This is a genomic window from Thermodesulfitimonas autotrophica, assembly GCF_003815015.1.
GTDB classification, from domain to species: domain Bacteria; phylum Bacillota; class Desulfotomaculia; order Desulfotomaculales; family Ammonificaceae; genus Thermodesulfitimonas; species Thermodesulfitimonas autotrophica.
The window spans coordinates 109,125-123,353 of the sequence record NZ_RKRE01000002.1; the positions used below are offsets into that span (position 1 = coordinate 109,125).

Below are 14,229 nucleotides of genomic sequence, written 5' to 3' on the forward strand. Positions count from 1 at the left end.
ATCCTTCACTTTGGCTTAGCAAAATTAGAACACGGCCGCGGGAAGGATGCCCTTCCCATTTTCGTTAGCGAACCACCACAACAGGAATTTTTTTCTTATTGCTGATTTCTGCAAAAAAAACTCCTCCCTCAAGGGAGGAAAAATTTTGCGGCTCTGCGCCACCGGATAAAGGGCGGCACGTAAGAAAGCGCACCTTCCGGAAAAACCGCTACTCGCTTCTGCCTCCTGGCCCCGGCGCGGCGCCCGGTGCACCGTTCACTTCCGCCGCCCGGCGGTGCTCCGCGGCCAATTCTTCCCGAAGCTCCGGTGGTGCCAGCACCTCGACGCGGCTGCCGTAGTAGAGCAGCCAGTTGATAAAATCGGGCGTAATGGCGATGTGCAACCGAAAAAGAACGCTGCCGTCAGGTTGTTCCGCCACCTGCTGGCTCGGGTGCCAGCTTTCCTCTGCCACCCGCCTTCCGGCTTCCGGCGTGAAGCGCAGGACCACATCCACCGGATCGCTGGCCGCTCCCCGCATGACGCCCCAAACCGGACCAAGGTAGGCCGCTACGTCGAAATCTCCCGGAATCCGGTAACACTCTTCGAGAAGGACGGCCTTGCGGATGCGGTCCACTTTAAAGACCAGCACGGCCTCCCGCCACTCGCAGTAGGCGATCAGGTGCCAGCTCCGCACGTGCGGCAAGAGGTGGTAAGGGCGCACCACCCGTTCGGTCTGGGCGCCGCCGCGCGAGTGAGTAGTGTAAAGAATCCGCACCTTGCGGCCCTGAATGAGCGCCTGGTTGAGAAGCAGCAGCATCCGCTGCCGGTGCTCCCGCTGCGCCGTGACCGCAGGGAGGCTGGCCGCCTGACGCAGTAGCGTACCGAACTCCGGTGGAAAAAGCGCGGCCAGCCGGTTGAGGGCCGCAGCAAGTTCCGGCGACCCGGCGCCGGAAACGTGGCGTGCTGCCTGAACAGCCAGGAGCAACGCCAGGGCTTCGCTGAAGGTGAACTGCAAAACAGGCAGGAGTGGCGTTTTCTCAAAATAGTAGCCCTGGAGCGACCGGACAAGCGGTAGTTTGAGGCCGTGCCGGATGATATCAAGATCCTTCTGGATGGTCCGTTCGCTCACCCCAAAGCGCGCGGCAAGATCGCAGCGACGGTAGCGGCGCGGGGAGACCGTAAGAATATGGATGAGCTCGAGGATGCGCGAGACGCGCTTCAATTCCTCTAAGGGCCGGCCTGAACCGGGAAATTGGCGCTCGATTTTTCCTCGCCCCCTCTTTAACGGTTCCCGTAGCAGCTCAGATTTTAGTAACGCGGAATTTCCCCTGGCCAAAAACGGAACCCTTGCCGACGTGGAGGAGTTTCCCAAGGCGCAAAAGCGGCCAGAACCCGCCCAGTGGCCCGCTATAAGCGGCCCAGCCGACCAGCCCGCCGCAGGGCACTTTCTTATTCTGGCGGAACGAGTAGCGCTCCCACGTAATCCACCGGGTACTGTGCACAACCAGCCGGACCTGCGCGGCGCAGGCAATGATCGCCGGAAAATCGGCCTCATAGGCAAAGCCGTGGTGGAAGTAACAGAGCGACGAGATGCGCCGCAGCAAGTTGCGAATAACGATATGGAACTCCGGCACAGTAACGGGCTTCCCCGCAAAGGTAAGCCGGGTGGGTGTGAGAAACTCCAGTCTTAGTTTTTGCTGGTCCGGCGCGAAGCTCGCGAAACTAATTTCGCCTCCGGACGGAGAGCTTGCAGGACGGCTGTTCTCCTGACCGCCTGAATGCATCCAGACATCCTTCGCGGTAATGCTCAGATCTCGGGGACGCACTATGCGGTCGGCGCCATTGTAGATTGTTGCCCTCTCCCCGGTCAGCGGGTTTAAGGCCTCAATCCGCTCGATACTGAAAGGCCGGCGCCCCCGGCCGATGCCGTGGCGACTAAATTCGTCAAGCGTAACAATAAAGTAAGGGAGAAGGTTGAGCGCGCGACCGAAAAGCACAAGGTGAAAAACCACCGGTTCGCCGGGCGCATATTCGGTTTTCGTTTCCAGCGGCGGCTCTAAAATGAAAGGGCGGGGAATGCTCTCGTAATTCCGCAACGCCTCCGCCCCTGGCGGCGGCTCGCTCTCGAAGACCAAGGCATAGGGGCATTCCTGCTTTAGCGGACAGGGTTTGCACTGCCGCGTTCCGGTACTGCAGACCAGACGTTGAAAGGTGCCAGCGAAGCCGCCGCGGAACGTTGAGCCCTTGTAAGCCGGCAGGGAAAGGCCCATGGGCCCCGCAAGCAACCGAATGCGGTACCGGGCAAGAGTCAATTTTTCCGGACAGGGCACCAAAACCACGCCGTCGCACCGTGTTTCGAGGGCATTTTTGTTTTTATTCGACCCAGAATCTCTTTTTCCTGCCTGTGGTAAACGCGCGATCAACCACGCGAACCACAGCCCCCCGAAACGCAAAAAGCCGGTCTTTCCGGCTTTTATCCCCGAATAGCAGTAAAATCGTCCCCAGCAAAATGCCGCAGCGACTGGGTAAAGATTCGCGAAATTATAGAACCCTTGAAAATACTGGTGCCGGAGGCGGGATTTGAACCCGCACGGGCTGCGAAGCCCCCGGGATTTTAAGTCCCGTGCGTCTGCCTTTCCGCCACTCCGGCCACCAAGCTACATTGTAGCAGAAAACCGGGTGAGCTTCAACCACCGGTATTCAACCGCTTGCGCCAGGTGAAGGGACCGCGACGGCTTACCTGCACCGTGTTTGGTCTCCAAACACCAAAGCTGTTTACGTGCATAGCCGACCCGGCGCAGGCTATTCACCCCGGACCCGTGGCGCTACCAGCGGAAGCGATACGCCGCGGGCTTCCAGGTAGTTAAAGAGCGGGCGGCCAAAAACGAAAAGCTCGTAGTCCGGGCACAAACCCAGTTCCCGCTCCGCGTAAAGGCGGAGGGCCAGGTCCCGGCGGACGAGAGTGGTAAGCCGCGCCAGGGCTTTATCCCGGTGATGTGGGGTAGACAGTGCCGCGATCAGCCGTTCCACCTCTTCGCAGGAGCACTCCCTCTCGTGCAGGGCGATCATTTCGAGGATCGGGTCGCCGGGGTTAATGAGGTCCGCCCGGACCAGCGTCTCCTTCCCGACTACAGCAAGAAGGTCAGCGGGGTCCCAGCATTTTAAAAGGCGGCACTCGCGAAAGCGGTGCGGGTAGATGGTGCACGCAGAGCGCGCCGCGTCAAAAAAAGCGCAGCACCACTCTTTTCCCCGGCCGCGAACCTTAACGAGTTCCTGAGCGGCAGGCCGCAAGCCGTTAGAGAGCGGATCGAAAGCCATTTCGCCCCTTCTTATCGTTATCAGGTGCTGGTAGCCGGCGTGCCCGGCGCGGATGATTTCCTTGTCCTGGTGGTGGAGAACCGGGCCGCCTTTCCGGCAGCAGGTGCCGCACCGGATGCACCCGCGTTGGCTATGTTTACCCATTCTTCAAGTCCTGAGCCACAAGAATTGTTTAGGTCTTCTTTCGCCCTTTCCCGTGCGCGTTCCTGCTTTTAAACCAATAAAGCCTGTAGCCGAAGTTTAACCTTTTTTAACGTAAACAAAAACCTTTTCGGTCACCGCCTCGCTACGCCCCCTCCCTCAGGAGGTCAGCGTAGGTACCAAGACGCACCGTCATAGCCCTGAGCCACTCCTTTAGTTCTGGGTCACAGAGAACCCCGAGTTCTCCCTCCCGTTCAGCAACATAGCCGCTCAGCCGGGCCAGTTCCCGGTCGGCATATCCCGGGTGGGTCATTATCTCGAGAGAGAAAAGGCCGCGGCGCAACGCGTTGGCGACAAAGACCGTAAAAGCCTCCAGCGTGGCTTCGGCGGCAAACCAGTCCCCGCAGAAGGCCGCCGTAGTTTTCACACCGGCAGCTTCGAGAATAGCCCGCATTGCCGGAGTGAGGTGACGGACTGCCAAGCCGTAACTTTTCGCCACTTTTACGAGCGCGGCAAGGACCACCGGGTGGGTATGGATGTGGTGGTGGGTGTCCAAGTGATCAAGGGGAATGCCGTAAGAACGGACGAGCTCTACCTGGGCAAAGAATTCCCGCGCGACTTCCTCCCCGGAGAGCTCACCTGATAGCAACGCCCGCCGCCCTTTGAAGTTGCCACTTTTATCGGTAAGCGAAGGAATTTCCTCCGGGGGCGAAAGGGGGCGCCCCTTGGTAAGGCAAAGGTGTACACCGACACCAACACCCGGTAGCGCGCCGCGCCGAAGCATAGCCAAGGCTTCGGCCGTCCCGGGCTGGTTGGGAAGCACGCTCACACTGGTAACAAGGCCGCAGGCAATCGCGCGGGTGATGCCGGCGTTTACTCCCGGTGTATAGCCGAAGTCGTCGGCGTTAACGATAAGGAGCATTTTTTTCTGCCGCCTTCCCCCTTTGCAAACCCTACTTGTCGCCTTCTTCCGGGACGATACAGAGAAAAATTAGCGCCTTGGTACCGGTATTCAAAAACTGGTGTTCTGCCCCGCCTGGAATGTAGGCGATGGTGCCCGGTTCGAGCTGATACTCTTGGGCCTCCAGGTAAAGCTGCCCTGCCCCTGCAACCACGTAATTTATGTGGGGCCAAGGATGCTGGTGGCGCGGCGTAAATCCGCCCGGCGCTAAAGTAAACTGGCGCATTACCCAGCCCGCCCAGCCTTCCGCCGGGCCTATCAGGCTCTGTTTGGTCACCCCGGCGGCACCCGGAAGATTTACCGTCGCCTCTTCTTTTTCGCGAACGTGACCGACAAACAAAAGGATCCCTCCTTTAGTGTTACGGCAGCCCTTCCAGCCGCACCCTCGTTCCCGGAGCAAGAGGCAGAAGGGCAACCGCACTCCCTTCTCGCACCGAAAGCTCAAGGGTACCTGCAGACCCGGTAATCACGAAGGGCTTCCCCGGCGGTGCCGCCGCATAAGTCTCGAAAAACGGGAGATCTAAGCTAAGATTCGCCGCCGTAAGGTGGTAGCGGCGCGCTCCCGGTTCTGGCGGCAGGTTGGTAACGATATTCCCGAACGCATCTACATGAACCACTTCGCCTTCCCGGCCTTCCAGGTAAAAAAGAAGCCGCGTTTTGATTTTACCCGGCGCCCCAAGGGCCGATAGCGGTTCCCCCCGGGCCAAGCGCGCGGCGGCTGGGGCAAAGATGTCGCGCGCCTCAAAAGTCAGTGAAGCTTCTGGCGGCCGGGGGAGGACCACCGTCTCCTTTATTCCGTCAGCAGAAGCCGCCGGGTAAAGTAGCCCGTTGTCGGGGCCGACGAAGTAGTAGCGCCTGGTAGCCACGGCGAGCCGCTGCCGTTCCGAACCCACCCCGGGGTCCACCACAGCGAGGAAAACCGTCCCGGCCGGGAAATACCGGTAGGCCGTGTAAAGGAGCCACGCTCCCTGCCGGACCGCGTAGGGCGGCACCGCGTGGGTAAGATCGACAATCCGGGCCGCGGGATGAATGGCGAGGATCACCCCTTTTAAAATGCCCGGGTATGCCGAAGTGCCGAAATCAGTTACCAGCGCCACTATACCCACCGGAGCCACCTCCCTACCGTACTTTTCCCCAGGTGCCTCGCGTTTTTCTTTCGACGCCGGAGAATTTCCTCCTTCACCGGGCGTTAGGTTTGCCGTTTTGGCAAGCTTTCCGAAAAGCCTTGCGGGCGCACCACAAAAAAGCCGCCTGGCAGGCAGGCGGCTTCATAAGCAACACGCAGAAAAAACTTACGTCAATCTATACGTCGATATCCGGCGGCGGGAGGTATTCGCTCTCCTTTGCCGCCATCTCTTTAATCTCCGCAAGCCGGGCAAAAACGCCCTTCATAACCTCCGGGCCAAGCGACTTCGCCTTCGCAATCTCCTCGAAGACAACCCGGTTGAACGCCACGGGCACGTCGGTGATCGCCCCGCGCGAGTCGATCCGGGCGGTAGCGAACTCTTCCAAAATGCGCTGCGTATCTTCGTCAGAAACCTCTAAGTTAAAGGCGTTGAGCGCGCCACCAAACAGCTTCACGACCTGCTTCTCTAACCCGCTGCCTTCGAGCTTCTTCATCCGGTTATCGTCCAAGAGAACCACCAATGTCTTGGGCATTTTTTCACCTCCTGGTTAATACGCAGAACCTAAACATCCATATGCGGGAGATCGACCTCGAGCTCTTTCTCCCGGGCGATCAGGTACTTCGGCGTGACGAACGGGTAACCGAAGACCTTCCACCACTTAACCGCAACCTTGTAAACCTCCGGCCGGAAGATAACCGGCGGCGGGAAGACGCCCTCGGAAACCATGCCGCGGATGAAGCTGCCGCTGAATTTCTGCTTTTCCTTGGAGTGGTTGCAGTTACCGCTGTAGGCAATCTCACCGCACTTCGGGCAGTACCAGAACTCAAGCATGTTCTGCGGTCTGATCTTGAGACCGTAAGGCACCTCGGTAATCGGCTTCGGGAAGCCAAAGCTCGGGATGCCCTTGCCCCAGAGGATCTGGGTGGCCCACATATCATAGTACTCGCCGACGGCAGCGTGGTCCCGACCGAACATGTGGTGCGTGCAGCCCATGTTCTGCCGCACAATGCCGTGGAGCATCGATTCGAGCGGGTTACCGTAACGCATATCCCAGAGCAAGATGCTGACCATGTGGCGCTCCGGCTTGATGTAGCCGCCAAGGTTGACGGCCTCGTGCCCTTCGACGATGGCCTCGTCCGGATAGTCACCTTTACGCTTCACACCGATGATGGCGTTGACTAAGATACCGTGGCAGGGTTCCGAGTCGCCGGTGTAAGCAGCGTTCTTCATAAGGAACTCGTGGCCGACGTGCGGCACGTTTCTGGTCTGGTGGGCGATGACGGTGCGCCAGCCGCGCCGGTCGAACTCCTCGCGGCATTTCCGCGGCGGGAACCAGAACCGGTCAAAAGGAGGCCGCAGCTTTGGCTCGTTGATGATCGTGAACTTGCCGGCATAAATCACCGGGTGCATGCTCTTATAGATTACCCAGCCCGGGTGCTTTTTATTGAAAGCTTCCTTGACAACTTCAGGGTTATCCTCGGGGGTGCCGAAAGTCTTGGTAGCTACTTCTAGGGGGTCGATCCGGTAGATTTCCTCGATATCGAGGATGGCGAAAGGCTCACCTTTCAGCCTTAGGAGAATTCTGTCGCCGGCGGTAACACCTAATTTCTTGTGGTCTTCCTCCGATACGTCGAAGAGGATCGGGTAGGGGAAAATCCAGTCGTTGAGGAGTCTTCTCTCTTTCAAAACCCGCGCGAGCTCCGCCTCTTTCATCGAACCCTCAACCGGGGAGAAAAAGCCGTAGCACACGGACATAATCTCGCGGTAAACATTGCGGACCGGCACGCCGTTTTCGTCAAGGGTCGGCTTAATGTCGAGCGCGGGGCAACCTTTCGCCATCTTCTTCCCGCGCGCCGGATCCGTAACCACCCGTTCTATGAGTCTGCCGCCATGGGGCTCAGGCCTCTCAATCCGAAAGGACATTTACGTACCTCCTTCTTTTCGTGAAGATCTTAAAGCAAACTTCTTGTTCGGAAAGGAACGGATAGAGTAGCACATTCGCCAGAAACACCCTTAACTGAAGCGCTTTTCCTGCGTCACCCACCTCCCTCGCTAGTTTGTGATTATCTGAACATGCAGCACCAAAAAAAATTGACCCTCTTCTTCCGCACACTATAAAGGTGAACCAAAACTTCACAGTTAAGTATACTTTATGCTTCCGGGCTTGTCAATACCCTATGTTTATATCGTCTGTAGATGAGCCAGCGCGTTTACCGCCGGTGCGCCTCTTTCTCCTGGCGGCGAACGAAACGGATGTCGTGTTCGACCAGGAGCCGGTAAGGGCGGCACATCTCAATGAGGCGGGAGGTGGTTCGCTCGCCTAAATACTCCTCGAGGTCTTCCAGAGCAACGTTAGTAGTTACGACAACCGGTAGACAGTGGTTGAGGCGGTAATTCAAAATGGAGTAGATCTTCTGGCGCGCCCATTCGGTGTAAATAAAGGCCCCTAAATCATCGAGAATTAAGAGCGGCACGCTTTTGGCCAGGCTCAACAGCTCGTGCTCGCTGTGCTCCACCACCCCGTCGTCGTAAGTCGCCCGGATTTCGTCGAGGAAGTCCGGCACCGCTACGAAGAGTACCTCCTTGCCCGCTAACAGAACCGCATTCGCGATACAGCAAGCCAGGAAGGTCTTCCCCGCGCCTACGGGCCCGGTAAAGATGAGCCCCTCCGTAGCTTTTCCGGCCAAAAATAAAGCGACGAACTCCCGGGCTGCGTCATAGGCGCGTTGCGCCGATTCGCGGTAACTAATTCCCTTGGCGCCGTCTTTCCGTGTCCGCGAGTAGTACCGGAAATCAAAGCGCTCAAAGGTATACTCCCGCATCAGAGGGGTTAGCTGCGCCTGGGCGATCCGGAAGAGTAAAGCAGACTTCTTAACGCACTCGCAAGGAATAGCAGCCTCACCCCGCAAGATGAGGCCGCGGCCCTGGCATTTCGGGCAGACCTCCTCCACGTAAAGCGGCCCCCCTTTTTTAACTTAAGTAAAGCGTCTTAATCAACGCCTTCTTCTTCTCTTTTTCTTCTTTCTCCTTGGCGGAAATAGCCGCCTTGCGCTTTCGTCTCCGGCCCGTTTCAAAACTCCGGTCGTACTCCTCAACCTCTGCGAGCGTCCGCAGGTTGTTTTTCTGCCACTCTAAGAGAATTGTGCCGATATACTTGAAGTTCCGCTTGCCCAAAAGGACGGCCCGCCGGAGCGCCTCGAGAACCAGTGCCGGTGGCATCTCTTGACGCCATTTTAAAACCTGCTCCGCCTCAATCGGGCTGAGCAGCCGCCCAAATTCTTTTTCAAAGGCCTGATAAAGCTCGCTAAAAACAGCGTCGGTAGAAGCCGCTTCCTGCTGCCCCCGGAGTAACGCTTGCAGTTCCTGGATCTCGGCTACCTTCGCGCAGGCCCAGACCTCGGAAAGCCTCTCAAAAAGCGGCTGAAAGTCGTAACCCTCCACCACCTTCTCCCCGTCGTAATACTCGCTGACCGCCAGGATTTTTTTGCTAAGTAGCTCGTCCAGCTCGCGGGAAAGAACCGCTTCTTCCGCGGTTAAATATTCGGCCAGTTCCGCCGCGGTAACGAGCAGCCGGCCTTCCTCGGCCCGCAACCGGAAAATCTGCAGGATGATCATCATGCCGAGGTCGCTGATCCCAAGCTTCTTGTAAAACCTAAGCAGTAGGTTCGGAACAAATATCCCACCGCTTAGCACCAGGTCAGTCCCGAAAACGCTGACAATATTCCCCTCGCGGTACTCTTTAACGAGCCTTTTCCCGCCGTTCAAGCGGCCCGCCATCAGCCCGACCTCCGCTTTGAAATTTGGGTACCGGGAAGAAATCATGGGTGTAAGAGAAAAAAGATGCCCTATCTTTCCGCTCTGCCCGGGTTGAAGAAATTTTTTCTACACGGGGGGACAAAAATCCTCCCACCCGGAAGATTTTTTCCGCAAAATGCCAAAAAATCAGGGTTTGAGCTGCACAGGGATGCCGCAAACGAGAAGGTAGACGGCTGCCGCGGCGTGGGCTACTACCTGGTTAACCCGGCCGAGAAGGTCACGGTAGAGCCGTCCTAACGGGTACGGCGGCACAACCCCGCCGCCCACCTCGTTGGTTACCGCAACCGTCAGCCCCTCCCGCGCGCCGACGGCACCTATAAACTCTGTCGCCTGTTTCAGCACCTCCTCTTCAGTGCACCCCGCGGCAAGGAGGTTGTTCACCCAGAAACCGAGGCAATCGACCAGCACCGGAACGCGCGTCGGCACCGACCGGACCGCACCTGCCAAGTCGCGCGGCTCCTCGATCGTCTCCCAAGAAGCCGGCCGCCGGGAACGGTGGGCAGCAATCCGCGCCGCCATTTCGGCATCGGTAGAGACCGCCGTGGCGATGAAAACCGCCCGCGGCGCGTCCTGGAGTAGCGACTCGGCGTAAGCGCTCTTCCCGCTGCGCGCACCGCCCGTCACCAAAACGAGGCCGCCGCTTACCACCTTCTTCGCGCCGGAATCTCCTTCGCGCCCTAGGTATACGCCGTAAAAGTCCACCTGGTAGTCGCTGAGCACCGCATCGCGGTAGCCGTCGATGAAGTTAACAACCTCTTCAAAAAGGCGGTGGAGAATAATGCTTTCGCCGGCGACCGCCGCCACGGCAAGGGTTGCCCGCTGCCAGGCGTTCTGCCCTTCTACCTCGGCCACGGCGACGTTGAAGCGCCCGCGTAGCTTTTCCACCAGGCTCTTCAACGTGCGCCGTTTTTCTTTAAGGGACGTCGCGCCGGGAAGAAAGATCTCCGCCGTCAACACACCGTTAACCATGCCTTTACCTCCGTTACCCGCGTTTTATTGACCCCGCGGCAATTTTCTGTTAGTATCAAAAAAACCGAATAAGCCGCAAGGAGGAAACATGTCCACCGTTGGGCTCGTGATTGCGGTTATTTTCTTCCTGGCCGGGCTTGCCGGAACCATTCTTCCCATCTTGCCCGGAGCCCCGTTGCTTCTCGCCGGCATGGTGATCTACGGCCTCTTCACCGGCTTCGCCAAACTCAATCTTCTCTTTTTCGTAGGCCAGGCACTGCTGGTCGCCCTTACCTTTGCGGTTGACTACCTAGCAAGTGCCTGGGGCGTTGCCCGCCACGGGGGCTCAAGATTGGCCATCTGGGGCGGCGCAATCGGTCTCCTTATAGGGGCCTTCTTCGCTCCCGCCGGAATCATCCTGGGACCCTTCGCCGGTGCTTTTCTCGGTGAACTGGTCGCCTCACGGCGTTCCGTCCATTCCCTGCGGGTCGGCGTTGGCTCCCTTATCGGTTTTTTCGGCGGCACGCTGGTAAAATTGGCGCTGGAAATAGGCATGGTAATCTGGTTTTTCGCGGCTATCTTTTAGCCTGACGCACCAGATCCCGGGCTATGAGCGCCGCTCCGAGCGCACCGACGATCTGCGGCTCCGGGGGTACCGCTACCGGCACGCCAAGCCGCCGGGTTAAGGCCGCAACCACCGCCCGGTTCTTGGCCACTCCCCCCGTCATCGCCACCTTCTCCACCAAGCCGACTCGGTGGACAAGCGCCGCAATCCGCTCGGCAATCGACTCGCAGAGGCCGCGCGCAATCTCCTCGCGGGGCGTCCCCTGGCCGATAAGGGAAACGACCTCCGACTCGGCAAAAACGGCGCAAATGCTGGTGATCGGCGCCGCTTTACCGGCGGCTTCCGCCAGGACGCTCAGCCCTTCGAGGTCGGTTTCCAACGCCCGCGCCATCACTTCCAAGAAGCGTCCGGTCCCCGCGGCGCACTTGTCGTTCATCGCAAAATCCTCTACCTCGCCCCGCGCGTTAACCCGGATCACCTTTGAGTCTTGGCCCCCAATATCGATAACCGTCCGCGTGTCCGGAAGAAGGTAGACCGCGCCGCGGGCGTGGCAGGTGATTTCCGTTACCCGGCGGTCGGCAAACGGGACGACGATCCGGCCGTAACCCGTAGCGACAATAGCGGCTAACTCGCCCCGGGGAATCCCGGCAGCCGCCAGCGCCGCAGCAAGCGCTTCTTCGGCCGCCCGGCGGCCCTCCGCTCCCGCAGGAAGGATACTGTAACCGGCAATGCGCTTATCTGCAAGGATCACCGCTTCTGCGGAAAGAGAACCGATATCGATTCCCGCGACCAACAAGCTTCAAACCCCCTATTCGTTTTTAAGGCCCGCAGGCACTACAAACCCCGCCATTCCCGTCTTCCGGCCGCCGTGGCCGGTCTTTATACTAATTCCACCGCCTAATGGTTATTCCTTCCAGTTGGCGGCCTAACATTTTGGTTGATATTCCCAAGTCTTTCGACGCACCAGTTACCGGTCCGCCGTTACGGCTCAAGGCCCTCCCCCCAAAGGTCATCCTCCCCCAGCGCAGACGTCCCGGCCCCCGCCGGTAGTTTTGCCGCTTTCCCGCCCCGCTGGTACCAGAGATCGTTAAAGCTCACATTTTCCAGCGCCGTCCGGAAACGCCGGCGAAATTCCGGATATCTTTCCGCAATGAACCCCACGATTTCCTTCATCGCCGCCCGCTGCGTCCGGCCGGCGTGAGGACAGACGGCCGGGAGCACGGGAATACCCGCCTGCGTTACAAGACTGCTCAGGACCCGCTCGGGAACGTAGCTCAGCGGCCTGATAAGGTGAAGCCCAATGCGGTCTAAGTAAACCGCCGGGCGGAAAGTGCGGAGGCTACCCGCAAAAATAAGGTTAAGAAAAAAGGTTTCGATCACGTCGTCCAGATGGTGCCCCAGCGCCACTCGCTGGCAGCCGAGCGCCTTGGCCCGGGAATTCAAAAGGCCCGCACGGAGTTTAGCGCAAAGGGAGCAGGCACTCTTCTCGCCCTTCGCAGCGATAACTGCGGCAATCGGGTGTCGGACGATATGCAGCGGCACGCGCCGCTCCGCGCAAAAATTCGCCACGCGCGAATAATCGACGGGCGCCCAGCCCGCGTCCACTAAAATCGCCTCGAGCGAAAAGGAGAGGTGCGAGTAGTCCCGGAGGTAAGAGAGGATGTACAAGAGCGCCATGCTGTCCTTCCCCCCGGAAAGACCAACGGCCACTTTGTCGCCCGGAGCGATCATCGCGTAATCCTTGATGGCCCGCTTGACATCCGTCAAAAACCACTTGCCCCAGCTCTGCCGCACCGCCGCAAGCCCCGTTTCTATGGAGAAACATGTGACTCTATTATGCTTAACATCCTACCTCGAAATCAACCCTTCCGGGTAGTTTGCTTCGTTGGCAGCAGGATATGGAAAATGGCGTGGCGAAATCTTTACCAAGCCTACCTTTCCCCTGCGTATAAGGCAAAAAGAAGGGGGCAGGCTAAAATTCAGGGACGGAGGTGAACCGAAATGGCAAAAATTAAGCAGGAGATGTCCCGCGAAGAGCTTGTATCGTTCCTTGAGCGAATCTTATCGGAGCTGAAAGAGGGTAAGCTCACCGTAGCGGAACTCCCGCTGCGCCTGCCGGATAAGGCGAAAGTAGAAATAGAAACCGAAACAAAAAAGGACGGGCAGGAAATCGAGCTCGAAATCAAGTGGCAAGTCCCCGCAGAAGGTCAGGAAGATAGCGCCGCAGCGACCGGCAAGGAGCAATTAGCGGCCTCCGAGGGTCAGACCGAAACGGCCTCTGAAGAAGGCGAAAAGGAATGCGGCAAAGATCAAGCTTAACGCAAGTTCGGGAGGGAACTGGCAGTGCTGAAGATCGGGATTAACGGTTTCGGGCGGATCGGACGCAATTTCTTCCGGGCGGTTGTAGGCAGCACCGACCTTGAGGTAGTGGCGATCAACGACCTCACTACAGGGCCCACCCTGGCGCACTTGTTGAAGTACGACTCGGTTCACGGCATTTTCGCGGCGAGCGTGGAAGCCGAACAGTGCGTCCTCAGGGTTAACGGCCGGGAGATCAGGGTTTTTGCCGAAAAGGACCCCGCTCACATCCCGTGGCGCGAGGTCGGCGTTGACGTGGTAGTCGAAGCCACAGGCCGCTTCACCAAGTTTGAAGATGCCAGGTGGCACCTCGAAGCCGGTGCCCGGAAGGTGGTAATTACGGCGCCGGCCACAATGCCTGAAGACGTAACGCTCATCATGGGCGTCAACGAACACTGGTACGATCCCGGCCGGCACCACATCGTTTCCTGCGGCTCCTGCACTACCAACTGTCTGGCGCCGCTCGTCAAGGTGCTCCACGAAAACCTGCGCGTCTTGCGCGGCGCCTTAACCACCGTTCACGCCTACACCAACGACCAGAACCTGCTCGACCTGCCCCACCGGGACCTGCGTCGCGCCCGGGCCGCGGCCCTTTCAATGATTCCCACTACCACCGGCGCTGCCAAGCTGGTCGGGCTCGTTTTCCCGGAGCTCAAAGGTAAGATCACCGGTGTCGCGGTGCGTGTGCCTACGCCCAACGTCTCGCTCACCGATCTGGTAGTAGAGGTATCCCGCGCCACAAGCGTCGAAGAGGTAAACGGGCTTTTCCGCCAGGCCGCCGCAGGCCCGCTCAAGGGGATCATGCGTTACTGCGAGGAACCGCTCGTCTCGAAAGATTTCAACGGCGACCCCCACTCCTGCATCGTCGACGCCCTTTCTACCATGGTCATTGACGGGCACCTGGTGAAGGTGCTCGCCTGGTACGATAACGAGTGGGGTTACTCCAACCGGGTCGCCGACCTTATTCGTTACATGGCAGCGCGGGAAAAGAAGTAGCAGGGTCTCAAGCCCTGCTA

Annotated in this window: 16 protein-coding genes and 1 tRNA gene; 3 read left to right on the plus strand and 14 right to left on the minus strand. The window is 58.8% G+C overall.

Annotated elements, in window-relative coordinates; translation table 11 throughout:
- Window positions 1–208 precede the first annotated feature (208 nt).
- The 12 genes from EDD75_RS04340 to cobU all read right to left on the minus strand — a co-directional run bounded on the left by EDD75_RS04340 (window position 209) and on the right by cobU (window position 10,311).
- On the minus strand, window positions 209–1,201 hold the full coding sequence (locus EDD75_RS04340) for a helix-turn-helix transcriptional regulator (protein WP_245963067.1): 993 nt from the start codon (window positions 1,199–1,201) through the stop codon (window positions 209–211).
- A 79-nt stretch (window positions 1,202–1,280) separates the two neighbouring features.
- Complete coding sequence (gene cas6, locus EDD75_RS04345) at window positions 1,281–2,114, minus strand: CRISPR system precrRNA processing endoribonuclease RAMP protein Cas6 (RefSeq protein ID WP_245963068.1); 834 nt, start codon at window positions 2,112–2,114, stop codon at window positions 1,281–1,283.
- 427 nt (window positions 2,115–2,541) lie between these two features.
- Window positions 2,542–2,629, minus strand: a tRNA-Leu gene (locus EDD75_RS04350).
- A gap of 152 nt (window positions 2,630–2,781) precedes the next feature.
- Window positions 2,782–3,441, minus strand: a complete 660-nt coding sequence (locus EDD75_RS04355) for a YkgJ family cysteine cluster protein (RefSeq protein ID WP_123928628.1) — start codon at window positions 3,439–3,441, stop codon at window positions 2,782–2,784.
- A gap of 142 nt (window positions 3,442–3,583) precedes the next feature.
- The gene (locus tag EDD75_RS04360) at window positions 3,584–4,360 is read right to left on the minus strand and encodes a carbohydrate deacetylase (protein WP_123928631.1); all 777 of its coding nucleotides are present in this window, start codon (window positions 4,358–4,360) and stop codon (window positions 3,584–3,586) included.
- 31 nt (window positions 4,361–4,391) lie between these two features.
- The gene (locus EDD75_RS04365) at window positions 4,392–4,739 is read right to left on the minus strand and encodes a cupin domain-containing protein (protein WP_245963069.1); all 348 of its coding nucleotides are present in this window, start codon (window positions 4,737–4,739) and stop codon (window positions 4,392–4,394) included.
- Window positions 4,740–4,758: 19 nt separating this feature from the next.
- Window positions 4,759–5,505 carry an SAM hydrolase/SAM-dependent halogenase family protein gene (locus tag EDD75_RS04370; protein WP_170157711.1) on the minus strand — a complete coding sequence of 249 codons (747 nt, stop codon included), beginning with the start codon at window positions 5,503–5,505 and terminating at the stop codon, window positions 4,759–4,761.
- A gap of 196 nt (window positions 5,506–5,701) precedes the next feature.
- A complete protein-coding gene (locus tag EDD75_RS04375) occupies window positions 5,702–6,058 on the minus strand; it encodes a DUF6955 family protein (RefSeq protein WP_123928637.1) in 357 nt (118 codons plus the stop codon).
- Between the two features lie 29 nt (window positions 6,059–6,087).
- Complete coding sequence (sat, locus tag EDD75_RS04380) at window positions 6,088–7,449, minus strand: sulfate adenylyltransferase (protein ID WP_123928640.1); 1,362 nt, start codon at window positions 7,447–7,449, stop codon at window positions 6,088–6,090.
- 287 nt (window positions 7,450–7,736) lie between these two features.
- Entirely contained in the window at window positions 7,737–8,477 is a 741-nt protein-coding gene (locus EDD75_RS04385; protein WP_123928643.1) for an ATP-binding protein, read from the minus strand.
- 19 nt (window positions 8,478–8,496) lie between these two features.
- Window positions 8,497–9,303 (minus strand): DnaD domain protein, encoded by an 807-nt coding sequence (locus EDD75_RS04390; protein WP_170157712.1) that lies wholly within the window; start codon window positions 9,301–9,303, stop codon window positions 8,497–8,499.
- 165 nt (window positions 9,304–9,468) lie between these two features.
- A complete protein-coding gene (gene cobU / locus EDD75_RS11280; RefSeq protein WP_123928649.1) occupies window positions 9,469–10,311 on the minus strand; it encodes a bifunctional adenosylcobinamide kinase/adenosylcobinamide-phosphate guanylyltransferase in 843 nt (280 codons plus the stop codon).
- Window positions 10,312–10,399: 88 nt separating this feature from the next.
- Between cobU and EDD75_RS04400 the strand changes: the two genes are divergently transcribed.
- Entirely contained in the window at window positions 10,400–10,876 is a 477-nt protein-coding gene (locus tag EDD75_RS04400) for a DUF456 domain-containing protein (protein WP_123928651.1), read from the plus strand.
- Here the strand turns inward: EDD75_RS04400 and EDD75_RS04405 are convergent.
- Complete coding sequence (locus tag EDD75_RS04405) at window positions 10,866–11,651, minus strand: acyl-CoA dehydratase activase (RefSeq protein ID WP_123928654.1); 786 nt, start codon at window positions 11,649–11,651, stop codon at window positions 10,866–10,868. The genes EDD75_RS04400 and EDD75_RS04405 overlap by 11 nt on opposite strands.
- Window positions 11,652–11,836: 185 nt before the next feature.
- Window positions 11,837–12,649, minus strand: a complete 813-nt coding sequence (locus EDD75_RS04410) for a tRNA 2-thiocytidine biosynthesis TtcA family protein (RefSeq protein WP_245963070.1) — start codon at window positions 12,647–12,649, stop codon at window positions 11,837–11,839.
- Between the two features lie 207 nt (window positions 12,650–12,856).
- On the opposite strand from EDD75_RS04410, the gene EDD75_RS04415 reads away from it, so the two are divergent.
- Both EDD75_RS04415 and gap read left to right on the plus strand, forming a co-directional pair.
- Window positions 12,857–13,174 (plus strand): amphi-Trp domain-containing protein, encoded by a 318-nt coding sequence (locus tag EDD75_RS04415; protein ID WP_123928657.1) that lies wholly within the window; start codon window positions 12,857–12,859, stop codon window positions 13,172–13,174.
- Window positions 13,175–13,198: 24 nt separating this feature from the next.
- A complete protein-coding gene (gap, locus tag EDD75_RS04420) occupies window positions 13,199–14,209 on the plus strand; it encodes a type I glyceraldehyde-3-phosphate dehydrogenase (protein ID WP_123928660.1) in 1,011 nt (336 codons plus the stop codon).
- Window positions 14,210–14,229: the final 20 nt, after the last annotated feature.

Bases quoted from the DNA above. Each gene is read 5' to 3' on its own strand.
- EDD75_RS04355 (WP_123928628.1), bottom strand. From the start codon at position 3,441: ATGGGTAAACATAGCCAACGCGGGTGCATCCGGTGCGGCACCTGCTGC.
- EDD75_RS04360 (WP_123928631.1), bottom strand. From the start codon at position 4,360: ATGCTCCTTATCGTTAACGCCGACGACTTCGGCTATACACCGGGAGTA.
- EDD75_RS04375 (WP_123928637.1), bottom strand. From the start codon at position 6,058: ATGCCCAAGACATTGGTGGTTCTCTTGGACGATAACCGGATGAAGAAG.
- sat (WP_123928640.1), bottom strand. From the start codon at position 7,449: ATGTCCTTTCGGATTGAGAGGCCTGAGCCCCATGGCGGCAGACTCATA.
- EDD75_RS04390 (WP_170157712.1), bottom strand. From the start codon at position 9,303: ATGGCGGGCCGCTTGAACGGCGGGAAAAGGCTCGTTAAAGAGTACCGC.
- cobU (WP_123928649.1), bottom strand. From the start codon at position 10,311: ATGGTTAACGGTGTGTTGACGGCGGAGATCTTTCTTCCCGGCGCGACG.
- EDD75_RS04400 (WP_123928651.1), top strand. From the start codon at position 10,400: ATGTCCACCGTTGGGCTCGTGATTGCGGTTATTTTCTTCCTGGCCGGG.
- EDD75_RS04415 (WP_123928657.1), top strand. From the start codon at position 12,857: ATGGCAAAAATTAAGCAGGAGATGTCCCGCGAAGAGCTTGTATCGTTC.